Origin of the sequence: Pseudomonas sp. SHLD1 (assembly GCF_028640935.1) — a bacterium.
GTDB lineage: Bacteria > Pseudomonadota > Gammaproteobacteria > Pseudomonadales > Pseudomonadaceae > Chryseomonas > Chryseomonas aestiva.
Genome location: NZ_JAQZAD010000011.1, coordinates 354,033 through 377,511, shown reverse-complemented (window position 1 = coordinate 377,511; position 23,479 = coordinate 354,033). Strand labels below are relative to the sequence as shown.

The window sequence follows — 23,479 nt, the reverse complement described above, 5'->3', positions numbered from 1 at the left end:
CGTCCAACTGGGGAATCATTGACCCCCGAGGGAGTCGGACCACTGCCTATCCGTTTCGCGACCACCCGTCGCCGAACGTATTCGTACGCTGATTTAGGAGGCTGCGTGTTATCTCATTCCAAAGTTAAGCCGGGCAAGCAGGGCTTCGCCCTGATCGGGCTCTCCGTCGCACTGGGTCTGTTCAGTGCCCAGGCCCTGGCCTTCAGCCTGGACGACGTGGCCGCCAAGGCCAAAGAACTCTCCGGGCAGAAATTCGTCGCCCCCAAGAGCAACCTGCCCGCATCCTTCAGCGGCATGAAGTATGCCGACTATCAGCAGATCACCTTCAATCAGGACAAGGCCTACTGGAAGGATGCCAAGACGCCCTTCCGGCTGAATTTCTATCACGAGGGCATGCACTACAGCGTGCCGGTGAAGATCAACGAGGTCACCGCCAACAATGTCGAAGAGATCAAATACGATCCCTCGATGTTCAACTTCGGCAATCTGCAGATCGATCAGGCCCAGCTCAAGGATCTCGGCTTCGCCGGATTCAAGGTACTCTATCCGCTGAACAAGGCGGACAAGCATGACGAGCTGATGACCATGCTCGGCGCCAGCTATTTCCGCGTGATCGGCAAGAACCAGGTCTATGGCCTGTCCGCCCGTGGTCTGGCCATCGACACCGCCCTGCCGTCCGGCGAGGAATTCCCGCGCTTCACCGAGTTCTGGGTCGAACAGCCCCAGTCGGATCGTCGCAACCTGGTGATCTATGCGCTGCTCGATTCGCCGCGGGCCACCGGTGCCTATCGCTTCGTGCTGACGCCTGGCAAGGACAGCACCGTCGACGTCGAAGCCAAGGTGTTCCTGCGCGACAACGTCAACAAGCTTGGCATCGCGCCGCTGACCAGCATGTACCTGTTCGGCCCCAACCAGCCGAGCGCCCAGGTCAACTATCGTCCGGCCCTGCACGACTCCAACGGCCTGGCGATCCACGCCGGCAACGGCGAGTGGCTGTGGCGTCCGCTGAACAACCCGCGTCGGCTCTCGGTCAGCACCTACACCATCGAGAATCCGCGTGGTTTCGGTCTGCTGCAGCGCGGCCACGAGTTCTACAAGTACCAGGATCTGGACGAGCGCTACGACAAGCGTCCCAGTGGCTGGGTCGAGCCCAAGGGCGACTGGGGCAAGGGGCATGTCGAACTGGTGGAAATCCCCACCCCGGACGAGACCAACGACAACATCGTGGCCTTCTGGACGCCGGACACCCTGCCGGAGAAGGGCCAGCCGATCGATGTCAGCTATCGCCTGCACTTCACCACCGACGAACCCAACCTGCACACCAAGGACCTGGCCTGGGTCGCTCAGACCCGCCTGTCCACCGGCGATGTGCGGCAGTCCAACCTGGTCCGTCAGACCGATGGCAGCCTGGCCTACATCATCGATTTCGAAGGGCCGAATCTCGACGATCTGCCCGAGGATTCGCAGGTCGGCTCCCAGGTCAGCCTGGACGCCAACGGTGAACTGGTCGAGAACTCTGTGCGCTACAACCCGGTTACCAAGGGCTATCGCCTGACCCTGAGACTCAAGGTCAAGGATCAGACCAAACCGGTGGAAATGCGCGCCAACCTCGCCCAGGGTGACAAACCGCTCAGCGAAACCTGGACTTACCAGCTACCTGCCAATGAATAACACCACCCGCGATACCTCGGTCGCCGCCACTGGCGACTACCTCGAACACCTGCCGTTGCCCACCGGGCAGCGGCAGGCGCTGGACCAGACGGCCGACGTAGAGTCGCTGCACCGGCAACTGGCCGGTGCCCGCGGCGAGGGCGCCCAGGGCGCCGACGCGGTGATCGCTTCCACCGAGGCGCGCCTGGCCGCCGGTTGGGACGAGACGCTGGACGATGGCGAGCTGCTGGGCAGCGATGCCCAGGGGCGTGTCTTCATCAAGGCCACCCCGCCCATGACCCGCTCCATGATGGTGCCCGATCCCTGGCGCACCAATCCCGTGGCGCGGAGCTGGAAGCGTCTGCTCGGCCGCAAGGACCATAGTCGCTGGCAGCCCGATCCCGAAGCCGATGCCCATGCGCACTGGCGCAAGGTGGGTTCCTTCCGGCGCTTCATCCTGCTCATCCTGATGCTGGTGCAGACCGGCATCGCCACCTGGTACATGAAGGCGGTGCTGCCCTATCAGGGCTGGGCGCTGGTCGATCTCAGCGAGGTCTACCGCCAGGGCTGGGGCGAGTCCATTCGCCAGGTACTGCCCTATGTAGTGCAGACCAGCATCCTGCTGCTCTTCGCCCTGCTGTTCTGCTGGGTCTCCGCCGGCTTCTGGACCGCCCTGATGGGCTTCTGGCAACTGCTCAGCGGACGTGACAAGTACAGCATCTCGGCCAGCTCCACCGGCACCGAGCCGATCGATCCCCAGTCGCGTACCGCCCTGGTGATGCCCATTGCCAACGAAGACGTGCCGCGGGTCTTTGCCGGTCTGCGCGCGACCTACGAGTCGGTCCGCGCCAGCGGCGAGCTGGAGCACTTCGACTTCTTCATCCTCAGCGACAGCAACGACCCCGACAAATGCGTGGCCGAAGAGAAGGCCTGGCTGGAGCTGTGCCGCGAGGTCGGCGGCTTCGGCCACATCTTCTATCGTCGCCGCCGGCGTCGGGTGAAGCGCAAGAGCGGCAACATCGACGACTTCTGCCGTCGTTGGGGCAGTCAGTACAAGTACATGGTGGTGCTCGACGCCGACAGCGTGATGAGTGGCGAATGCCTGTCCAGTCTGGTCCGGCTGATGGAAGCCAATCCCCGTGCCGGCATCATCCAGACCGCGCCCAAGGCGTCCGGCATGGATACTCTGTACGCGCGTCTGCAGCAGTTTGCCACCCGGGTGTACGGACCGCTGTTCACCGCCGGTCTGCACTTCTGGCAACTCGGTGAATCCCACTACTGGGGTCACAACGCCATCATCCGGGTCAAGCCGTTCATCGACCATTGCGCCCTGGCGCCGCTGCCGGGCACGGGTTCGTTCGCCGGTGCGATTCTCTCCCACGACTTCGTCGAAGCCGCACTGATGCGGCGCTCCGGCTGGGGCGTGTGGATCGCCTATGACCTGCCGGGCAGCTACGAAGAACTGCCGCCCAACCTGCTGGACGAACTCAAGCGTGACCGCCGCTGGTGCCATGGCAACCTGATGAACTTCCGGCTGTTCCTGGTCAAGGGCATGCACCCGGTGCACCGCGCGGTGTTCCTCACCGGGGTGATGTCCTACCTGTCGGCGCCGCTGTGGTTCCTCTTCCTGGTGTTGTCCACGGCGCTGCTGGCGATCCACAAGCTGCTGGAACCCCAGTACTTCTTCCAGCCTCGCCAGCTGTTCCCGGTCTGGCCCCAGTGGCATCCGGAGCAGGCCATAGCCCTGTTCTCCACCACCCTCATCCTGCTGTTCCTGCCCAAGCTGCTCAGCGTGGTGCTGATCATCGCCAAGGGCGCGAAGGAATTCGGCGGTGGGTTGCGGCTGTTCCTCTCCATGATGCTGGAAATGCTCTTCTCGGTGCTGCTGGCACCGGTGCGGATGCTCTTCCACACGGTGTTCGTGACGGCCGCCTTCCTCGGCTGGTCGGTGCAGTGGAATTCGCCCCAGCGTGACGACAACGACACGCCCTGGAGCGAAGCCTTCCGCCGCCATGGCTCGCAGATGCTGCTCGGCCTGATCTGGACCGCCGGGGTGGCCTGGCTGGACCCGCGCTTCCTCTGGTGGCTGTCGCCCATTGTGGTGTCGCTGATCCTGTCGGCGCCGGTGTCGGTGATCTCCAGCCGGACCAACCTGGGGCTTGGCAGTCGCCGGCATCATCTGTTCCTGATCCCGGAAGAGTACGCACCGCCGCGCGAGCTGGTGGCGACCGACGAGTACCTGCACCTGAACAATCGCAACGCCCTGACCAAGGGCTTCCTGCGCGCCACTGTCGATCCGGTGCTCAATGCCCTGGCCATCGGCATGGCCCGTGGTCGCCATGGCAAGGTGGTGGAGCCGGCACGCCGGCTGCGCGAAGAGCGGGTGGCGCGGGTGCTGGCCGCCGGCCCCGAAAAGACCAAGGGCGACGACCAGTGGCGTCTGCTCAGCGATCCGGACGGCATGGCGCAACTGCACCTGCAGGTCTGGAAGGCCGAAGAGCACCGCAATTGGCGGGAGGCCTATGCCACCCTGCGGCCACGCTCCCACAGCGATTCGGCCGCGGATGCCACAGCCAGTCCGGCCAGCATGACCCCGCGGCCCGCCTCCTGAGGAGGCGCTCCGCCCACGAAAAAGCCCCGGTGTCGCGAGACACCGGGGCTTTTTCTTGTCCGTGATCAGGCTAGAACAGGCGGGCGAGGAGGGCGGGTACGGCGTTCTCGACGCGCAGGATGCGTTCACCGAGCTGCACGGGCGCCAGGCCCGCTTCCTGCAGCTTCTCGACCTCGTAGGGTATCCAGCCGCCCTCGGGGCCTATCGCCAGCGTCACGGGCTCGTCGAGGGCACGCGGGCAGGCGGGATAGCTGCCCGGATGCCCGACCAGGCCACGGGTGCCGGCGGCGAGTGCGGGCAGGCGATCCTCGACGAAGGGCTTGAATCTCTTTTCGATCAGCACCTCCGGCAGCACCGTGTCCCGGGCCTGCTCCAGCCCGAGGCGCAGTTGCTCCTCGATGGCCTCGGGCGCCAGGAACGGCGTCTGCCAGAAGCTCTTTTCCACCCGATAGCTGTTGAGCAGTACCAGCCGTGCGACGCCCATGGCGGACACGGTCTGCAACACCCGGCGCAGCATCTTGGGGCGGGGCAGGGCCAGCAGCAGGGTGAGCGGCAGCTTGGCCGGTGGCCGCTGATCGAGGGTGACGTTCAGGCAGGCCTGGCCGGCATCGAGGGACTCGATATGGCCGGTACCCATCAGGCCGTTCAGCAGGCCAACGCGCATCCGGTCGCCGGCGGCCGCCTGGTGGACCTCGCGCAGATGGGCGAGACGGCGCGGATCGCGCAGCACGACCCGGTCAGCGGCCGTGAAGTCGGCCGCCTCGAGCAGGATCAGGTTCACGGGCGTTCAGCGGGCGGCTGGGCGTCGGGACTGGCATCTTCGTCGCTGAGCGGGCGCTCGCGCTTCTGCACGAAGCGACCGAACAGCAGGCCGATCTCGAACAGCAGCCACATGGGCACGGCCAGCATGGTCTGGGAGAAGACATCCGGCGGGGTCAGGATCATGCCGACCACGAAGCAGCCGATGATGACGTAGGGGCGGATCTTCTTCAGATAGGCGACGTCGACCACACCGATCCAGATCAGCAGCACGGTGGCCACCGGAATCTCGAAGGCCACGCCAAAGGCGAAGAACAGCGTCAGGATGAAATCCAGGTAGGCATTTAGATCCGGCATCATCACGGCGCCTTCCGGCGTGATGCTGCTGAAGAAGTGGAAGATGATCGGGAACACCAGGAAGTAGGCGAAGGCCATGCCGGCATAGAACAGCACGATGCTGGAGATCAGCAGCGGGATGGCGACCTTCTTCTCGTGGCGATAAAGACCCGGCGCGATGAAACCCCAGACCTGGTGCAGGATCACCGGCATGGCGATGAACAGCGACACCACCAGGGTCAGCTTGAAGGGGGCGAGGAAGGGCGAGGTGACGTCCGTGGAGATCATGGTCGCGCCTTCGGGAAGGACGCGGCGGATCGGCTCGGAAGCGAAGGCATAGATCTTCTGGGCGAAGTAGAACAGGCCGAGGAAGATCAGAAAGGTCGCCAGCACGCATCTGAGGATACGGGTGCGCAATTCGGTGAGGTGCGAGACCAGGGGCATTTCCTGGTCATCGTGTTCGGAGGGCTTGTCGCTCATGGTGCTCTTGGCGGCGTCTGGGGCGGATCCTGCGGGCGTTCGGCAACCACGTCCTGGGGCATGGGCGGAGCAGCGGCGGTGGGCGGTGTCTGGGCTTCCGGCGTGGAAGCGGCAGGCTTGGGCCGGTTGTCGCGCTGTTCCATGGACAGGATATGCTCGTTGCGCAATTGCTGGCGAATTTCGTCAGCACCGATCTCGCGCTCCACTTCCTGGCGGATGCTGTTGAAGCTGCGCCTCAGGCGACCGATCCACAGCCCCGCGGTGCGTGCGGCACCCGGCAGGCGTTCCGGGCCCAGCACCAGCAGGGCGACGAACCCCACCAGCATCATTTCGGGAAAGCTGATTCCGAACATGGCGGGGCCTTAGTCCTTGCGCACCACCGGCTCTTCGACCTTGCGATGCTCGGCGTCGAAGGTCTGGGGGCGATTCAGGGGAGCGTTGGGGTTGGCCGTGCTGGTGGTCGGCGACGGCTGTTCGGCCTTGTCGTCCTCGTCGGTATGCATGGCCTTGCGAAAGCCCTTGATGGCCTCGCCCACGTCGGAGCCCAGATGCTTCAGGCGTTTGGTGCCAAAGACGATCACCACGACGAGCAGGATGACGATCCAGTGTTTCCAGTCGAAGATACCCATGGTCTTTCCTCGTTGCGAAGCTTGGGGTCAGGATTGAGTGCGGGCGGCCTTTTCGGCGTGCCCGGAGAGGCCGAAACGACGATCCAGTTCGTCCAGCACGGCCTGGGGATGCTGGCCGAGGGCCGAGAGCATGATCAGGCTGTGGAACCAGAGGTCGGCGGTCTCGTAGATGACGTCGTCGTACTGCTGGCTGATGGCGGCGTCTTTCGCCGCGAGGATGGTCTCGACGCTTTCTTCGCCGACCTTTTCCAGGATCTTGTTCAGGCCCTTGTGATAGAGGCTGGCCACATAGGAGGAATCCGGGGCGGCCTGCTTGCGTTCTTCCAGCACCTGCGCCAGACGCGCGAGGGTGTCAGTCATGGCCGTGCCCTCCGGCATAGATGGCTTGGGGATCCTTGACCACCGGGTCGACGGTCGTCCACTCGCCATCGCGCAGCACGCGATAGAAGCAGCTCTCCCGGCCGGTGTGGCAGGCGATGCCGCCAAGTTGCTCCACCTGCAGCACCACCACGTCGGCGTCGCAATCCAGGCGCAGTTCGATGATGCGCTGTACGTGACCGGACTCCTCGCCCTTGCGCCACAGGCGATTGCGCGAGCGCGACCAGTAGACCGCACGGCCTTCGGCGGCGGTCAGGGCCAGGGATTCGCGGTTCATCCAGGCCATCATCAGGATGCGCCCCGAAGTGGGGTCCTGGGCGATGGCCGGTACCAGGCCGTCGCTGTTCCAGTGGATCTCGTCTAACCAATCGCTCATGAGTCTGTTCAATACTACGAATTAGGGTGCGGCGTTAAAAATCCGCTGGATCGCCAGCCCGGTCGGAATGCTCATTTACCGTTCGTAAACTCGAGCGCGAGCCCGGTCCACTTCCTCACGGATTTGCTTCACTAGCGCTCACCCTTCGGGCCAGCCCTTGGCTGTTACTCCCGTTGGTCGTTGCGCCTTGCCTGACCTTCGCTCGGCAACTTTTCAGACAGGCCCTAGCCTCGCACAAGACGCAACTCGAATACAGCGGCAGGGCACCAGTGGCTGAGGGCGTGTATTTCGCCCGATAAAAGTGACGGGACGGTTACAGCTTAAGCAGTTCAGCGCCTTATCACCAGAACCAGGCCGCCGACCAGCATGGCCCAGGCCGGCCAGGCGTGGGGCTGGGGTTCGAGACCCAGCTGCGCCGCACCCACCAGCAGGACCGCACCGATCACCCGCACGATCCAGTCGTCGTTGCGTCTGCCCCAGGGGTTGGGCGGATCCTTGCGATGCGGCTGGGTGATGCGTTCCAGGGTATCGCGTGCCATCTGCGCCAGATGGGGGATCTGTTCCAGTTGCTGCTGGATGTTGCGGGCGACCTGCGGCGGACTCAGCCGCTTGCGCATCCACTTTTCCAGGTAGGGCTTGGCGGTGGACCAGAGGTCCAGGTCCGGATAGAGCTGGCGGCCCAGGCCCTCGATGTTGAGCAGGGTCTTCTGCAGGAGCACCAGTTGCGGCTGGATCTCCATGTTGAAGCGGCGCGCCACCTGGAACAGCCGCAGCAGCAGCTGGCCGAAGGAAATGTCCTTGAGCGGCTTCTCGAAGATGGGTTCGCAGACAGTGCGGATGGCCGCTTCCAGTTCGTTGACCTGGGTGTTGGCCGGCACCCAGCCGGAGTCGATGTGCAACTGGGCGACCTTGCGGTAGTCGCGCTGGAAGAAGGCCCAGAGGTTGCGCGCCAGATAGTCCTGGTCCTCGGGGGTCAGGCTGCCGATGATGCCGCAGTCCACCGCGATGTAGAGCGGATCCCAGGGCTTGGCGGTGCTGACGAAGATGTTGCCCGGGTGCATGTCGGCGTGGAAGAAGCTGTCGCGGAAGACCTGGGTGAAGAAGATCTCCACGCCTCGCTCGGCCAGCAGCTTGAAGTCGGTGCCCTGGTCGCGCAGCGCGGCCAGGTCGGTTACCGGGATGCCGTAGATGCGCTCCATGACCAGCACCCGCTCGCGGCACCAGTCCCAGTACACCTGGGGCACGTAGAGGCGCTCGGAGCCGTCGAAATTGCGCCTGAGCTGGCTGGAGTTGGCCGCTTCGCGCAACAGGTCCAGCTCGTCGTAGATGGTCTTCTCGTAGTCGCTGACCACGTCCATCGGGTGCAGGCGGCGGGCTTCGGCGGACAGCCGTTCGGCCAGGCGCGCCAGCAGGAACAGCCAGGCGATGTCCTGGCTGATGATGTTCTTCAGCCCCGGGCGCACCACCTTGACCACCACCTCTTCACCGGTCCGCAGCTGGGCGGCATGGACCTGGGCCACCGAGGCCGAGGCCAGCGGCTGGTGATCGAAGCGGGCGAAGGCCTGCTTGATGGGTACGCCAAGCTGGGACTCGATGAGCGCCACGGCCTTTTCCGGCGGAAAGGGCGGGACCTTGTCCTGCAGGAACATCAGTTCGTCGGCGATATCCTCGGGCATGAGGTCGCGCCGGGTGGAAAGGATCTGGCCGAACTTGACGAACACCGGTCCCAGACCTTCCAGCGCCAGGCGCAGACGGGCGCCGCGCGGCAGGGTCTTGCTCGGTCGCGGCAACCAGCGCCAGGGCAGCACATAGCGGGTGGCGCGCAGGTACCAGGGCAGCGGCAGGGCATAGACGATGTCGTCAAGCCGATAGCGGATGACCACGAAGAAGATCCGCAACAGGCGGTTGAGGGCAGCGAACAGCTTCATTCGTCGGGGTTATCCCTGGCGTTGCGGGCGGTGCCCAGGCGGGCGAGACGGGCGTCGAGACGATCCACGTCCAGGCGCAGGGCATCGATCTCGGCGAAGCGGGCCTCACCTTCGAGACGACCCACCAGTTGGCGGCTCTCCTCGTTCAGCCAGTTGGACAGCGTCAGTTGCAGGCTGTCACGGCTCTGTTCACCAAGCGCCTGGCCGCGCCGGGCCAGATCGCCCAGCAACGCGGCCGGCAGCGGACCGAGCCAGCGACTGACCTCGTGCTGCCAGTCCAGCTCCAGCTTCTGCAGGATGTCGGCCAGTTCGATCAGCAGGGTGCTGTCGCCCTCCAGACGCACGTCCGGCTGGTGCAGCACCCGCTGCTTGTCACGGGCCAGGGCCAGTTCGGCCAGACGTGTCGCCGGGGCACTCAGGGTGCAGTCGATATCGCCTTCGTGATGGGCGGCGAAGTGCAGGCCGTCACCCGCGGGCAGGACGTACAGGCGCAGCGCCGGTTGCCGGGTCTGCACCGCGATCACCCGGCCGGTCAGGCCGGCCAGCCGCGGCAAGGCCACGGGGTCGAGCGCCAGTAGCGGATTCAGGCCGCGCTCCAGCGCGGCCAGCAATGCCTGGGTGACGAGGGCCATCAAGGCTTGATGCCGCGATGCAGGGCGACCACGCCGCCGGTCATGTTGTGGAAGGTAACCCGGGCGAAACCGGTCTCTTCCATCATGGCCTTGAGGGTCTGCTGATCGGGGTGCATGCGGATGGACTCCGCCAGGTAGCGATAGCTTTCGGCGTCACCGGCCACCAGCTTGCCCATTAAGGGCAGGAAGCCGAAGGAATAGGCATCATAGGCCTTGGACACCAGCGGGTTGGTGGGCTTGGAGAATTCCAGCACCAGCAGGCGGCCACCCGGCTTGAGCACGCGCAGCATCGAGGCCAGGGCCTGGTCCTTGTGGGTGACGTTGCGCAGACCGAAGGCGATGGTGATGCAGTCGAAATGGTTGTCGGGGAAGGGCAGCTTCTCGGCGTCGGCCTGGACGAAGCGCACATTGCTGGCGACGCCCTCGTCGAGCAGGCGGTCGCGGCCGACCCGGAGCATGGAATCGTTGATGTCGGCCAGGACCACCTCGCCGGTGGGGCCGACCAGGCGGGCGAACTGCTTGGTCAGGTCGCCGGTGCCGCCGGCGATGTCCAGCACGCGGTTGCCGCGGCGCACGCCGGAGAGCTCGATGGTGAATCTCTTCCACAGCCGGTGGATGCCCGCCGACATCAGATCGTTCATCACATCGTACTTGGCCGCCACCGAATGGAAGACCTCCGCGACCTTGTAAGCCTTCTGGCTCTCCGGAACGCTCTGGTAGCCGAAGTGGGTCTGGGATTCGGCCTCGGGGCCTTTGCGCGGATCGCTCATGGGGCTACACCTGGGACAGGGACAAGAGGGCATTCTAGCAGGCCGATCGCCCGGCATGCCCGGCTAAAACCGGGGCTGACCGCTCGGTTCTCGCGATTGGCGACGTGGCGGGCCCTCGCTATAGTCAGGGCCCCTTATCCGGAGTTCCCCGATGTCCCAGATCACCATCGAACGCAGCCATTCGCTTGGCTTGGAAGGCGTTCGCCAGAAGGCCGATCAACTGGCCGAAAAACTCACGCGTGACTATGGGGTGGCCTGCGCCTGGGAAGGCGATACCCTGACATTCACGCGCAGCGGCGTGGATGGACGGATCGAGGTCGGTGAAGACCGGGTGCGGGTGCTGGCGACCCTGGGCATGATGTTCTCGATGCTCAGTGGCCAGATCGAGAAAGAGATCGAGCGCAAGCTGGACAAGGCCCTGGCGGCCTGAGTCCGCTCAGAGCATCAGCTTGACCGCGCTGACGTGTGGGTCCCGCGTCTTGCCGGCGCGGGCCAGCTGTTCCAGGTAGTCGGCCCAGAGTTCGTCGCGGCGACTGCCCAGTTCATAGAGATAGTCCCAGCTGAACAGACCACTGTCGTGGCTGTCATCGAAGGTCAGCTTGATGGCGTAGCGCCCCGCCGGTTCGACGGCGCTGATGCCGACCTGCTGTTTGCCCCACTGCAATACCGGATTGCCGTGTCCCTGGACCTCGGCCGAAGGCGAGTGCACCCGCAGGAATTCGGCGGGCAGCTCGAAGGTTTCCGCGCCATAGCTGACGCTGAGGGTCTTGGAGGCCTTGTGGAGCTGGATGGCGGTGGGGATACGCATGCTGAGTTTCTCTGGGCGGCGATTTGGCCATTGCTTGAAGCCATCGCGGCCATGGGCCGCCCCTACGCAATCCTGTAGGAGCGGCCGCATCGGCGGGCCGCCAAGGCCGCGATGACGAGGGGCCTAGAGTAGCCGCACGGGTTACCTAGGCTCCCAACCTACCGTCACAGTATATAGCGCGACAGGTCTTCGTCCTGGGCGAGTTCGCCCAGGTGGCCGTTCACATAGGCCGCGTCGATGACGATGGGCTCGCCATTCTGCTGGCCAGCGAGGTCGGCGGCGCTGAAGGACACCTCTTCCAGCAGGCGTTCCAGCAGGGTGTGCAGGCGCCGGGCACCGATGTTCTCGGTCTTCTCGTTGACCTGCCAGGCGATCTCGGCGATGCGGGTGATGCCGTCGGCGGCGAATTCCACCAGCAGCCCCTCGGTCTTGAGCAGTTCGCGATACTGCTCGGTGAGGGAGGCGTGCGGCTCGGTGAGGATGCGCTCGAAGTCCTGCGGGGTCAGCGCCTTGAGTTCGACGCGGATCGGCAGGCGACCCTGCAGCTCCGGGACCAGGTCGCTGGGCTTGGACAGGTGGAAGGCGCCCGAGGCGATGAACAGGATGTGGTCGGTCTTGACCATGCCCAGCTTGGTGTTGACGGTGCAGCCTTCGATCAGCGGCAGCAGGTCACGCTGCACACCCTCGCGGGAAACATCGGCACCGCTGGTGTTGCCGCGCTTGGCGACCTTGTCGATCTCGTCGATGAAGACGATGCCGTGCTGTTCGACGGCTTCCAGGGCGCGACCCTTGAGTTCCTCTTCGTTGACCAGGCGGGCGGCTTCTTCATCGCGCACCAGCTTGAGCGCTTCCTTGACCTTGAGCTTGCGCTGCTTGGTCTTGCCCTTGTGCATACCGGCGAAGAGATTCTGCAGCTGGCTGGTCATCTCCTCCATGCCGGGCGGGGTCATGATCTCGACGCCGGCGGGGGCATCGGCCACCTCGATGTCGATTTCCTTGTCGTCCAGCTGGCCCTCGCGCAGGCGCTTGCGGAACAGCTGGCGGGTGTTGCTATCGGTGGCGGTCGGTTGGGGTTCGTTGCTGAAGCCTACCGACGGACGCGCGGGCGGCAGCAGGGCATTGAGGATGCGCTCTTCGGCAGCATCTTCGGCGCGATGGCGGTTAAGCACCATCTCCTGTTCGCGCAGCATCTTCACGGCGGCGTCGGCCAGATCACGAATGATGGACTCGACGTCGCGGCCGACATAGCCGACCTCGGTGAACTTGGTGGCTTCCACCTTGAGGAAGGGCGCGTTGGCCAGCTTGGCCAGGCGCCGGGCGATCTCGGTCTTGCCCACACCCGTGGGGCCTATCATCAGGATGTTCTTGGGGGTGACCTCGGGGCGCAGCTCGGCGGGCAGCTGCATGCGCCGCCAGCGGTTGCGCAGGGCGATGGCCACGGCGCGCTTGGCGTCGTCCTGGCCGATGATGTGGCGGTTGAGTTCGTGGACGATCTCGCGGGGGGTCATGGACATGGGCAGTCTCTAAACCGGATCACGCCTGAGGCGCGTCCAGCTCCTCGATGGTCAGGTTGCGGTTGGTGAACACGCAGATGTCACCGGCGATATTCAGGGAGGTCTCGGCGATCTCGCGGGCACTGAGGTCGGTGTGCATGAGCAGGGCGCGGGCGGCGGCCTGGGCATAGGCACCACCGGAGCCCATGGCGATCAGGCCTTCTTCGGGCTCCACCACGTCGCCGTTGCCGGTGATGATCAGGGAGGCGTCCTTGTTGGCGACCGCCAGCATGGCTTCCAGACGGCGCAGGGCACGGTCGGTGCGCCAGTCCTTGGCCAGCTCGACGGCGGCGCGGACCAGGTGGCCCTGGTGCTTCTCGAGTTGCGCCTCGAAGCGCTCGAAGAGGGTGAAGGCGTCGGCGGTACCGCCGGCGAAACCGGCCAGCACCTCGCCCCGGTACAGCCGCCGGACTTTCTTGGCGTTGCCTTTCATGACGGTGTTGCCCAGGGAAACCTGGCCGTCGCCGCCGATCACGACCTTGCCGTTGCGGCGTACAGAAACGATGGTGGTCAAGAGAATCTCTCCGCGTTGCTTGGGGCGTCGGCCCCCGTTACGCAGAGATATGGGGATGGCCGCGACGCCCTTCAAGCGCCGCGACGGGGGATTGATCCGATCAGTGACCGCGTCGCTGTTGCAGCAACAGATTCTTGAAGCCGCTGCCGGCGAGCTGTTTCTGCGCCTGGGTCAGCTGGTCGCGATCGCTGTAGGGACCGACCAATACCCGGTACCAGGTGTCGTCCTTGACCTTGCCCGATTCCACGCGCACGTCCTGGCCGAGCATGATGATCTGGGCGCGGACCCGGTCGGCATCGGCCTGGGTGCGGAAGGAACCGGCCTGGAGGAAGAACAGGGTCACCGGCGGCTGGGCCTTGGTGGTGGCTTCCTTGGGCGGCGTGGCGGCCGGCTGGCCCGCGGTGGTCGCGGGCGTGGTCGACGTTGCGGTCGCCGGCTGGCCGGGTTGCGCCGGGGTCGCGGCGGCATCCGGTTTGGCCGGGGTGGTCGGCTTGGCGGCCGGATTGCGCGGCACGGCGTCCGGCGGCACGATCACCTCGGATTCGGGCAACAGGGTATAGAAGTCGTACTTGGGCTTGATCGGCGTGGGCGGCGTGCCCTCGGTCTTGCCGGCGGCGGTCGCCGACTTGCCATTGCCCGCCGTGGCGGCCGGGCGGCCTTCTTCCGGCTTGGTGCGCTGCACCGCCTTGTTGCCCGGTTCGAGCTTCATCAGGAACACCACGAAGGCCCCGATGGCCAGACCCGACGCGAGCCAGACCCAGCCGGGCAGGGGCTGTTTCTTGGGAGCCGAGGTGTTGCGACTGGCGCCGCGCTTGGGTGGGGCTTTCTTGGTGGCCATCAGGCGGTGATCCGTCTCTTACATGCGTTCCAGGGTGTGCAGGCCGAGCAGTTCCAGACCCTGCTTGAGGGTGCGCCCGGTGAGGGCGGCCAGCCGCAGGCGGCTCTGGCGCAGCTCGGGGTCCTCGGCGGTCAGGATCGGGCAATTCTCGTAGAAGCTGGAGAACAGGCCGGCCAGGTCGTAGAGATAGCTGCACAGCAGGTGCGGGGTGCCCTTGTCGGCGACGCCGGCGAGGATTTCGCCGAATTGCGCCAGGCGGCCACCCAGATCCTGCTCCTGCGGGGCGTCCAGGCGGATGCTGCCGGCGGGTTCGCTCTGCTCGGCCTTGCGCAACACGCTGGCGACGCGGGTGTAGGCGTACAGCAGATAGGGCGCGGTATTGCCCTCGAAGCTGAGCATCTGTTCGAAGTTGAAGCTGTAGTCGCTGGTGCGGTGCTTGGACAGGTCCGCGTACTTGACCGAGGCGATGCCTACCACGCGGCCGATATGGCGCAATTCGTCCTCGCTGAAGGGTACCTCGCCACGCTCGGCGCGACCGGCATTGCGCTCCCTGACCAGCTGATAGGCACGCTCCTCGGCTTCGTCGAGCAGGTCGACCAGCTTGACGGTGCCGCCGTCACGGGTCTTGAACGGACGGCCGTCGGCGCCGTTCATGGTGCCGAAGCCCATGTGCTCGAGTTGCATGGTCGGCGCGACGAAGCCGGCGCGGCGCGCCACCTCGAAGGCCATCTGGAAGTGCAGGGCCTGGCGCTGGTCGACGAAGTACAGCGCGCGGTCGGCGTGCAGCTGGCGGCTGCGGTAGCGCATGGCGGCCAGGTCGGTGGTGGAATAGAGATAGCCGCCACCGGCCTTCTGCACGATCACCGGCAGCGGATTGCCCTCGGCGTTCTTGAATTCCTCGAGAAAGACGCAGCGGGCGCCATCGCTTTCGGTGAGCAGGCCGGCGGCGTCCAGATCGCTCACCACCTGGGCCAGATCGTCGTTGTAGGCGCTCTCGCCCTTGACGTCGGCCGGGGTCAGGCGGACGTTGAGGCGGTCGTAGACTTCCTGGCAGTGGGACAGGGAGACGGCGTTGAAGCGTTCCCAGAGCCGCAGGCAGTGGGCATCGCCGGCCTGCAGCGCGACCACCAGTTCGCGCGCGCGAGCGGCGAATTCCGGCGAGGCGTCGAAGCGTCCCTTGGCCGCGCGATAGAACACCTCGAGATCGGCCAGTTCGCCTTCGGCGGCTTGCGGCTGTTCTTCCATGTAGGCCAGCAGCATCCCGAACTGGGTGCCCCAGTCACCCACGTGGTTCTGGCGGATCACCTCGTCGCCGAGGAATTCCAGCACCCGCGCCACGGCGTCCCCGATGATGGTGGATCTCAGGTGACCGACGTGCATCTCCTTGGCCAGGTTCGGCGAGGAAAGGTCCACCACCACGCGCTGATGCGGCTCGTGAATGGATACCCCCAGGTGCGGATCGGCGAAGGCCGCATCCAGGCGCGCGGCCAGTTGCGCGTGATTCTGGAAGAAGTTGAGAAAGCCGGGGCCGGCGATTTCCACCTTGCTGACCGCCGGATCGCCGGGCAGGGCGGCCAGCAGCTTTTCGGCCAGGTCGCGGGGCTTGGCGCGGGCCGGCTTGGCCAGCAGCAGGGCGACGTTGCTGGCGAAGTCGCCGTGGCTCTTGTCCTTGGTGTTTTCGACCTGGATGGCCGGGGCCACGTCAGCCGGCAGGGTGCCGTCGGCGATCAGGCGGTCGAGGGCGTGCTGGATGAGCTGGCGGATGCTGTCTTTCATGGTCATTGGCCTTCGGCGTGCGCCGAGCGCGCACTGCGATGAAAACCCGGCATTATCCGTGGCGAGCCCGGCCTTGCCAATGGTAAGCCAATGCCACTAGAAGAGATCGATGGGATCCACGTCCAGCGACCAGCGTACCTGACGGGCTTCAGGCAGGCTTTCTAGCTGGACGACCCAGATGCCCAGCAGGCGATGCAGGGGCGCGCGGCTGCTGCTCTGCAGCAGCAGCTGGGCCCGGTGGCGGCCGGCGCGGCGCTCCATCGGCGCCGGTACCGGCCCCAGCAGCTCCACCTGGGGCAGGGCGAGATTGACCGCCAGGCCCTCGGCGACGTGATAGGCCGCCTCCAGGAAATTCTCCACCTGATCCTGGCGATGGGCATCGGCGCGCAGCAGCGCCAGATAGGCGAACGGCGGCAGCCCGGCGGCGCGGCGCTCCTGCAGGGCCTGGCGGGCAAAGGCCGGATAGCCCTCCTCGGCCAGTTGCACCATCAGCGGATGATCGGCCAGATGGGTCTGGATCAGCACCTGCCCAGGCTCCTCGGCGCGACCGGCGCGACCGGCCACCTGGACGATCTGCTGGGCCATACGCTCGCTGGCACGAAAGTCTGCGGAAAACAGCCCGCTGTCGGCGTCCAGCACGGCCACCAGGGTCACCTTGGGAAAGTGGTGCCCCTTGGCGAGCATCTGGGTGCCGACCAGGATGCAGGGCACCCCACTGTGGATGGTGCGCAGGAGTTTGCCCAAGGCGTCCTTGCGCGCCGTGGTATCGCGGTCGATGCGCAGCACCGGGACGTCCGGAAACAGCAGCTGCAGGCGTTCCTCGGCGCGTTCGGTACCGGCGCCTACCGGACGCAGGTCGAGCTTGCCGCAGGACGGGCAATGCCGCGGCGGCGTCTGGCGCTGATCGCAGTGGTGGCAGCGCAATTCGCCGGAGCCGCGGTGATAGGTCATGCGTGCATCGCAGCGCGGGCACTGGGCCAGCCAGCCGCAGTCGTGGCAGAGCAGGGTGGGGGCGAAGCCGCGGCGATTGAGGAACACCAGCACCTGCTGGCCGCGCTCCAGGGTCGCGCCCATGGCCTTGAGCAGTGGCTGGGACAGACCGCTGTCCAGCGGACGACTGCGCACGTCCAGGCGCTCGAAGCGCGGCGGCTGGGCGCCACCGGCACGCAGCGACAGGCGCAGGTGGGCATAGCGCCCCTGGTCGGCGTTGTGCAGGCTTTCCAGCGAGGGGGTGGCCGAGCCCAGCACCACCGGCAGATTCTCGAAGCGCGCGCGAACCACCGCCAGGTCGCGGGCGTGGTACCTCAGGCCCTCCTGCTGTTTATAGGAGGCGTCGTGTTCCTCGTCGACGATGATCAGCCCAGGGTGCTTGAGCGGGGTGAACAGCGCCGAGCGGGTGCCGACCACGATGTCCAGTTCGCCATCGCGAGCCGCCAGCCAGATGTCCATGCGCTCGCGATCGGTCAGCGCCGAGTGCAGCAGGGCGATGCGCGCATTGAAGCGCTGCTCGAAACGCCCCAGGGTCTGGGGGCCCAGGTTGATCTCGGGGATCAGCAGCAGCGCCTGGCGCCCCGCTTCCAGGGTGGCGCGGATCAGTTGCAGGTAGACCTCGGTCTTGCCGCTGCCGGTCACCCCTTCCAGGAGATAACAGTGGAAGCCGCTGCCGGCGCGGACCGCTTCGTAGGCCAGCCGCTGCTCGCCGTTGAGTGGCAGCTCGGCCTGGGCCAGCCAGGAACCCTGGTGCCGGGTCGGCTGGTGATAGCGGGTCTCCACCTTGACCAGGCCCTTGGCCTGCAGGAGATCGAGACTGTCCTTGACCAGGCCGAGCTGGCCGAGCAATTCGTGCAGCACCCCGTGGGGGTGCTGGCGCAAGGTCTTGAGTGCCTCGCGCTGGCGCGGCGCCCGGGCCAGGCGCGGATCTTCCGGGCGCGCATCGGGCTGGGCGATCCAGAAGCGCTGCAGTCGTCGCTCGGCCGGCTCTCCCTGACGCAAAAGGGCAGGAAGTGCCCAGCTCAGGGTGTCGCCGAGGCTGTGCTGATAGTACTGGGCAGACCACTGGCAGAGCTCGAACAGCGCGCTGGGCAATGGCGGACGCTCGTCGAGCAGTTGCAGCGCCTTGCGCAGCTTGTCCGGCGGCACCTCGGTTTCCCGGGCCACCTCGATCAGCACCCCGACCACCTCGCGGCGACCGAAGGGCACCCGCAGCCGCACGCCCGGGCGCAACTGCTCCTCGACCGCTCCCTTGGGCGGCAGATAGTCGAACAGGCGGCGCAGCGGGGAGGGCAGCGCCAGGCGCAGGATCAGGGGCACGGCAGGGCTCGCAGGAGGAAAGCCCGATGGTAGCAGACGGGCGGTGAGGGGGCTGCTTGCACCTCCTATCTGCTCTGGTATGATTTGCAGCCCAAATCTGTGCGGTATCCGGCAATGGCGCCGGGTGGCGGCACAGCTAGACCCCGAGGATAGTCCCATGAAAGCTGATATCCATCCGCAGTACGATGCCATCGAAGCCACCTGCAGCTGCGGTAACGTCATCAAGACCCGCTCGACCCTGAGCAAGAACATTCACCTGGACGTCTGCTCCGAATGCCACCCGTTCTACACTGGCAAGCAGAAGGTCCTGGACGCTGGCGGCCGTATCGATCGCTTCAAGCAGCGCTTCGGCGTGTTCGGCAGCAACAAGTAATGCGCTGCCGTCGGCCATCTCCGTATGGTTCGACACTGAAAAAGGCGTCCCTCTGGGGCGCCTTTTTTGTTTGTGGCCTGGTTGGCGCGCCAGCGGCCCAGGCGGCGGACTGTCCGCTGCTGCCGGGTGGGCAGGAGGTCGTGGTCCGCCAGGTGGTGGACGGCGATACCCTGCGCCTGGTCGACGGTCGTTCGGTGCGCCTGATCGGCGTCAATGCCCCGGAGCTGGGCAAATCCGGCGGTACCGCCCAGCCCTATGCCGAGGCGGCGCGTCAGCGGCTGCAGGCGCTGGTCGCGGCCAGCGACGAGCGCCTGCGGCTGGTGCCGGGCAGCGAGGCGACCGATCATTACGGCCGTACCTTGGCGCACCTCTTCGATCGCCAGGGCGGCAACCTGGAGGCCCGGCTGATCGCCGAGGGCCTCGGCTATGCCGTCGCCATCGCCCCGAATACCCGGCTGGCCGCCTGTCAGGCCGCCGCGGAAAGCCAGGCGCGCAAGGCGCGACGGGGCGTCTGGAAGCAGGATCCGACGATCGCCTCGACCCGCATAGAAGAGGATGGTTTTGCCGTGGTGCAGGGGCGTCTGCTGGACGTCGAGCGCAATCGTGGCGGCCTCTGGCTGCAGTTCGAAGGCGATCTGGTGGTCAATGTCCCCGAGCGCTTCGTCGCGGCCTTCGACGAGGTGCCGCTGCGCCAATGGACGGGGCGCGACCTCGAAGCCCGAGGCTGGATCGTCGATCGCAGTCGGCGCCAGGAAGCGGGCCGCGGGCGCTGGCTGATGACCCTGAGCGACCCGCACATGCTGGGTTTGCGGGTTGAATCGTTTTAGCCGAAAGTCGTATTGCGATTGATTTCAGGCATATGGCCGATTGCTTGTGGCACCTTGAGTCTTTGCGTATTCTCGCCCGACCCAAGACCCACACCACGCGGATATACCAATAATGTCTGATCTCAAAACCGCCGCCCTCGAATACCACGCCCAGCCGCGCCCCGGCAAACTCAGCGTCGAGCTGACCAAGCCCACCGCGACCGCCCGTGACCTGTCCCTGGCCTACAGCCCCGGCGTCGCCGAACCGGTCCGCGAGATCGGTCGCGATCCCGAACTGGCCTACCGTTACACCGGCAAGGGCAACCTGGTCGCGGTGATCTCCGACGGTACCGCCATCCTCGGCCTGGGCAACCTCGGCCCGCTGGCCTCCAAGCCGGTGATGGAAGGCAAGGGCGTGCTGTTCAAGCGCTTCGCCGGTGTGGACGTCTTCGACATCGAGGTGGACGCCGAGAGCCCCCAGGCCTTCATCGACACCGTCAAGCGCATCTCCATCACCTTCGGCGGCATCAACCTCGAAGACATCAAGGCGCCCGAGTGCTTCGAGATCGAACGCGCCCTGATCGAGCAGTGCGACATCCCGGTCTTTCACGATGACCAGCATGGCACCGCCATCGTCACCGCCGCCGGCATGCTCAACGCCCTGGAAATCGCCGGCAAGCGCCTGGAAGACGCCAAGATCGTCTGCCTGGGTGCCGGCGCTGCCGCCATCTCTTGCATGCGCCTCCTGGCCAGCATGGGCGCCAAGGTCGAGAACATCTACATGATCGACCGTCAGGGCGTGGTCCACAGCGGCCGCAGCGACCTGAATCAGTACAAGGCGGCCTTCGCCACCGAGACCAGCAAGCGCACTCTGGACGACGCCCTCGAAGGCGCCGATGTCTTCGTCGGTCTGTCCGGTCCGAACCTGCTGTCGGCGGAAGGCCTCAAGCGCATGGCGGCCAACCCCATCGTCTTCGCCTGCTCCAACCCGGATCCGGAAATCACCCCCGAGCTGGCCCACGCCACCCGCGACGACGTGATCATGGCCACCGGTCGCTCCGACTATCCGAACCAGGTCAACAATGTGCTGGGCTTCCCCTTCATCTTCCGCGGTGCCCTGGACGTTCGCGCCCGGGTCATCAACGAGGAGATGAAGATCGCCGCTGCCCTGGCCCTGCGTGATCTGGCCAAGCTGCCGGTACCCAAGGAAGTCTGCGCGGCCTACAACGTCGACAGCCTGAGCTTCGGTCGCGAGTACATCATTCCCAAGCCGATGGACGCGCGCCTGATCACCCTGGTATCCGATGCCGTGGCCAAGGCCGCCATCGAGACCGGCGTGGCCACGCTGCCCTATCCGGCGAACTATCCGCTGAAGTCGGTGGATGACGTCTTCGCCAAGTAAGGCGCGACGCAATAAAAAACCCCGCCTTGGCGGGGTTTTTTATTGGGCGCAGATCAGAAAATGTCCATGGGCACGTTTTCGCTGGAGGGCAGCGGCGTGCCGGGCGCGACGCCGGGCGGCAGCTCGTCCAGGCTCGGCGGGGTGTCCTCGCTCTTGAACAGCTCGAAGTAGGCGTTGGGCGTGCCGGGCGGCGCGGCGCGGCCCGTGGTGGGATCGACGCGGATGGAGACGATGCCGTCCGGTTCCTTGAGCTGATGCGGCGGCTTGTCCTTGAGCGCCGCGCCCATGTAGCTCATCCAGATCGGCAGGGCCACGGTGCCACCGAATTCCTGGCGACCTAGGGTTTCGGGCTGATCGAAGCCGGCCCAGACCGTGGTCACGTAGTCGCCGTTGTAGCCGGAGAACCAGGTGTCCTTGGATTCGTTGGTGGTGCCGGTCTTGCCGGCCAGGTCGTTGCGACCCAGTTCCAGCGCCTTGCGCCCGGTGCCGCGCTTGATCACGTCCTGCAGCATGCTGTTCATGATGAAGGCGTTGCGCGGGTCGATGACCTGGGGCGCGAACACCGGCGCCGGATTGGCCGGATCGGCAGCGGTGGTATCGGCCGCCGGCGTGACCTCCACGCCGGCTGCGGCCTTGGCCTGCACCTGCTGGGGCACCCGCGGCGCGGCAGTGCGATAGACCACCTTGCCGTCGCGATCGGTCACGTGATCGACCACGTAGGGCGTCACCTTGTAGCCTTCGTTGGCGAACACCGACCAGCCGGTGGCCACTTCCAGCGGCGTCAGGCCCGGGGTGCCGAGGGCGAGGGACAGGTTGCGCGGCAACTGGTCGCGCTCGAAGCCGAAGCGACTGACGTAATCCAGCGCATAGTCGATGCCGATGGCCTGCAGTACCCGGATGGACACCAGGTTGCGCGAGCGATACAGCGCCTCGCGCAGGCGGATGGGGCCGAGGAAGGTGTTGTTGTCGTTCTTCGGTCGCCAGGCTTCGTCGGGATTCTCGTCCATGAAGACGATGGGCGCATCGTTGACCAGGCTGGCGGCGGTGAAGCCCTTCTCCAGGGCCGCGCTATAGATGAACGGCTTGAAGCTGGAGCCGGGCTGGCGGCGGGCCTGGGTCGCGCGGTTGTAGTTGCTCTGCTCGAAGGAGAAACCACCGATCAGGGCGCGGATGGCGCCATCCTGGGGGTCGAGCGACACCAGGGCGCTCTGCGCCTTGGGAATCTGCGAGAACTTCAGGCTGCCATCGTCCTGGCGCTGCACCCGGATCAGGTCGCCGACCTTGACCACGTCGGCCGGACCGTTCGGGCGCGGCCCCAGGCTGTTGGCGCTGAGGTAGGGGCGTGCCCACTTCATCGAGTCCCAGGAGACCGCCTCTTCCTTGCCCTCGCGGGTCAGGACCAGGATGCCGCTCTTCTCCACCTGGGTGACGAGGGCCGGATCCTGGCCGCCGACGATGCGCTGCTTCTGGATCAGCGCGGCCCACTCGGCCCGGCTGCGGTTGGGCCACTGGGCCTCGGGGCCGCGATAGCCATGGCGGCGGTCGTAGTCGGTCAGACCGTCACGCACGGCCTCGAAGGCGTCCGTCTGCAGCCGGCTGTCGATGGTGGTGTAGACCTGATAGCCATCGGTGTAGGCATCGCCACCATAGCGACCGACCATTTCCGCCCGCGCCATTTCGGCGATGTAGGGGGCGTTAAGTTCAGGCACGGCGACGTGGTGGTAGGCCTCGAGCGGCTCGGCGATGCCGGCCTGGTAGGCCGCCTGATCGATATAACCGAGCTTGAACATGCGTTCGAGGATCCAGTTGCGTCTTTCCAGGCTACGCTCAGGATTAGCGACCGGGTTGTAACGCGACGGCGCCTTGGGCAGACCGGCGATCATCGCCATCTGGGCGACGGTCAGGTCCTTGATGGACTTGCCGTAGTAGACCTGGGCGGCGGCCTCGATACCGTAGGCGCGGTTGCCCAGGTAGATCTTGTTGACGTAGAGCTCGAGGATCTCGTCCTTGCTCAGTTGGCGCTCGATTTGCAGCGCCAGGAGGATCTCGGTGAATTTGCGCGAGAAGCTGCGTTCGCTGGTCAGGAAGTAGTTCTTGGCGACCTGCATGGTGATGGTGCTGCCGCCGGTCTGGATGTGTCCGGTCTTGACCAGCTGGCTCACCGCTCGCGCCAGGCTTTTCACATCCACGCCATAGTGATTGGCGAAGTTGTCATCCTCGGCGGAGAGCAGGGCATGGATGAAATTGGGCGGTATCTCGTTGAACCGCAGCGGCGAGCGGCGCATTTCGCCGAATTCGGCGATGAGTTTGCCGTCCGCGCTGTACACCCGCAGAGGGATCTGCAGTTGCACGTTTCGCAGGGCATCGATGGAGGGCAGGCTGGGGCTGAGGTAGAGGAAGGCACCGCTGAGACCCAGCAAAAGGCTGCAGACCAGGGCGACCAACGACCACCAGAAAAATTTCAGAACACGCATCAAGAGACTTTTCGAATGGAAAGAAGGAAAGGGCGACAGGTGAGGGTCAGCCTACACGGCGTCGCCATTATAGGCG

The 23,479-nt window shown here is 65.7% G+C and carries 22 protein-coding genes; 6 read left to right on the top strand and 16 right to left on the bottom strand.

Annotated features, from left to right (window positions below):
* The first annotated feature begins 150 nt into the window (after positions 1–150).
* Both PVZ77_RS05020 and mdoH read left to right on the top strand, forming a co-directional pair.
* On the top strand, positions 151–1,671 hold the full coding sequence (locus PVZ77_RS05020) for a glucan biosynthesis protein G (protein WP_178121676.1): 1,521 nt from the start codon (positions 151–153) through the stop codon (positions 1,669–1,671).
* Entirely contained in the window at positions 1,664–4,261 is a 2,598-nt protein-coding gene (gene mdoH / locus PVZ77_RS05015; RefSeq protein ID WP_273810203.1) for a glucans biosynthesis glucosyltransferase MdoH, read from the top strand. The genes PVZ77_RS05020 and mdoH overlap by 8 nt, the downstream gene beginning before the upstream one ends.
* A gap of 70 nt (positions 4,262–4,331) precedes the next feature.
* On the opposite strand, the gene PVZ77_RS05010 is transcribed toward mdoH, so the two are convergent.
* The 9 genes from PVZ77_RS05010 to ubiE form a co-directional block, all read right to left on the bottom strand.
* Complete coding sequence (locus PVZ77_RS05010; protein WP_273810201.1) at positions 4,332–5,042, bottom strand: 16S rRNA (uracil(1498)-N(3))-methyltransferase; 711 nt, start codon at positions 5,040–5,042, stop codon at positions 4,332–4,334.
* Complete coding sequence (gene tatC / locus PVZ77_RS05005; protein ID WP_273810199.1) at positions 5,039–5,836, bottom strand: twin-arginine translocase subunit TatC; 798 nt, start codon at positions 5,834–5,836, stop codon at positions 5,039–5,041. The genes PVZ77_RS05010 and tatC overlap by 4 nt, the downstream gene beginning before the upstream one ends.
* Entirely contained in the window at positions 5,833–6,189 is a 357-nt protein-coding gene (tatB, locus tag PVZ77_RS05000) for a Sec-independent protein translocase protein TatB (RefSeq protein WP_273810198.1), read from the bottom strand. Before tatB ends, tatC begins: the two co-directional genes overlap by 4 nt.
* A 9-nt stretch (positions 6,190–6,198) precedes the next feature.
* A complete protein-coding gene (locus PVZ77_RS04995) occupies positions 6,199–6,465 on the bottom strand; it encodes a twin-arginine translocase TatA/TatE family subunit (RefSeq protein ID WP_273810196.1) in 267 nt (88 codons plus the stop codon).
* Positions 6,466–6,492: 27 nt separating this feature from the next.
* Positions 6,493–6,825 carry a phosphoribosyl-ATP diphosphatase gene (locus tag PVZ77_RS04990; RefSeq protein WP_007161606.1) on the bottom strand — a complete coding sequence of 111 codons (333 nt, stop codon included), beginning with the start codon at positions 6,823–6,825 and terminating at the stop codon, positions 6,493–6,495.
* A complete protein-coding gene (hisI, locus tag PVZ77_RS04985) occupies positions 6,818–7,219 on the bottom strand; it encodes a phosphoribosyl-AMP cyclohydrolase (protein WP_273810194.1) in 402 nt (133 codons plus the stop codon). The genes PVZ77_RS04990 and hisI overlap by 8 nt, the downstream gene beginning before the upstream one ends.
* 329 nt (positions 7,220–7,548) lie before the next feature.
* Complete coding sequence (ubiB, locus tag PVZ77_RS04980) at positions 7,549–9,147, bottom strand: ubiquinone biosynthesis regulatory protein kinase UbiB (protein WP_158890937.1); 1,599 nt, start codon at positions 9,145–9,147, stop codon at positions 7,549–7,551.
* Complete coding sequence (locus PVZ77_RS04975) at positions 9,144–9,779, bottom strand: ubiquinone biosynthesis accessory factor UbiJ (protein WP_158890935.1); 636 nt, start codon at positions 9,777–9,779, stop codon at positions 9,144–9,146. Before PVZ77_RS04975 ends, ubiB begins: the two co-directional genes overlap by 4 nt.
* On the bottom strand, positions 9,779–10,549 hold the full coding sequence (gene ubiE / locus PVZ77_RS04970) for a bifunctional demethylmenaquinone methyltransferase/2-methoxy-6-polyprenyl-1,4-benzoquinol methylase UbiE (protein WP_017641038.1): 771 nt from the start codon (positions 10,547–10,549) through the stop codon (positions 9,779–9,781). The genes PVZ77_RS04975 and ubiE overlap by 1 nt, the downstream gene beginning before the upstream one ends.
* Before the next feature lie 151 nt (positions 10,550–10,700).
* Between ubiE and PVZ77_RS04965 the strand changes: the two genes are divergently transcribed.
* Entirely contained in the window at positions 10,701–10,979 is a 279-nt protein-coding gene (locus PVZ77_RS04965; RefSeq protein ID WP_133861503.1) for a polyhydroxyalkanoic acid system family protein, read from the top strand.
* Positions 10,980–10,985: 6 nt separating this feature from the next.
* Here PVZ77_RS04965 and PVZ77_RS04960 read toward each other — a convergent pair whose 3' ends face one another.
* From PVZ77_RS04960 to PVZ77_RS04935, 6 genes are all read right to left on the bottom strand, one after another.
* Positions 10,986–11,357 (bottom strand): DUF971 domain-containing protein, encoded by a 372-nt coding sequence (locus tag PVZ77_RS04960; RefSeq protein ID WP_273810190.1) that lies wholly within the window; start codon positions 11,355–11,357, stop codon positions 10,986–10,988.
* Positions 11,358–11,521: 164 nt separating this feature from the next.
* Complete coding sequence (gene hslU / locus PVZ77_RS04955; RefSeq protein WP_273810188.1) at positions 11,522–12,871, bottom strand: ATP-dependent protease ATPase subunit HslU; 1,350 nt, start codon at positions 12,869–12,871, stop codon at positions 11,522–11,524.
* Between the two features lie 19 nt (positions 12,872–12,890).
* Positions 12,891–13,424, bottom strand: a complete 534-nt coding sequence (gene hslV, locus PVZ77_RS04950) for an ATP-dependent protease subunit HslV (protein WP_017641034.1) — start codon at positions 13,422–13,424, stop codon at positions 12,891–12,893.
* Between the two features lie 100 nt (positions 13,425–13,524).
* Positions 13,525–14,262, bottom strand: coding sequence for an SPOR domain-containing protein (locus PVZ77_RS04945; protein WP_273810185.1), 738 nt, complete (start codon positions 14,260–14,262; stop codon positions 13,525–13,527).
* Between the two features lie 18 nt (positions 14,263–14,280).
* Positions 14,281–16,038 (bottom strand): arginine--tRNA ligase, encoded by a 1,758-nt coding sequence (gene argS / locus PVZ77_RS04940; protein ID WP_273810182.1) that lies wholly within the window; start codon positions 16,036–16,038, stop codon positions 14,281–14,283.
* A gap of 96 nt (positions 16,039–16,134) precedes the next feature.
* The gene (locus tag PVZ77_RS04935; protein WP_273810180.1) at positions 16,135–18,348 is read right to left on the bottom strand and encodes a primosomal protein N'; all 2,214 of its coding nucleotides are present in this window, start codon (positions 18,346–18,348) and stop codon (positions 16,135–16,137) included.
* Positions 18,349–18,505: 157 nt separating this feature from the next.
* Between PVZ77_RS04935 and rpmE the strand changes: the two genes are divergently transcribed.
* The 3 genes from rpmE (at position 18,506) to PVZ77_RS04920 (ending at position 20,929) form a co-directional block, all read left to right on the top strand.
* Positions 18,506–18,721 carry a 50S ribosomal protein L31 gene (rpmE, locus tag PVZ77_RS04930; protein ID WP_133861498.1) on the top strand — a complete coding sequence of 72 codons (216 nt, stop codon included), beginning with the start codon at positions 18,506–18,508 and terminating at the stop codon, positions 18,719–18,721.
* Positions 18,721–19,548 carry a thermonuclease family protein gene (locus tag PVZ77_RS04925; protein ID WP_273810178.1) on the top strand — a complete coding sequence of 276 codons (828 nt, stop codon included), beginning with the start codon at positions 18,721–18,723 and terminating at the stop codon, positions 19,546–19,548. The genes rpmE and PVZ77_RS04925 overlap by 1 nt, the downstream gene beginning before the upstream one ends.
* A gap of 112 nt (positions 19,549–19,660) precedes the next feature.
* Complete coding sequence (locus PVZ77_RS04920) at positions 19,661–20,929, top strand: malic enzyme-like NAD(P)-binding protein (RefSeq protein WP_133861496.1); 1,269 nt, start codon at positions 19,661–19,663, stop codon at positions 20,927–20,929.
* A 53-nt stretch (positions 20,930–20,982) separates the two neighbouring features.
* Here the strand turns inward: PVZ77_RS04920 and PVZ77_RS04915 are convergent, their stop codons facing one another.
* The gene (locus PVZ77_RS04915; RefSeq protein WP_273810176.1) at positions 20,983–23,403 is read right to left on the bottom strand and encodes a penicillin-binding protein 1A; all 2,421 of its coding nucleotides are present in this window, start codon (positions 23,401–23,403) and stop codon (positions 20,983–20,985) included.
* Between the last annotated feature and the right edge of the window lie 76 nt (positions 23,404–23,479).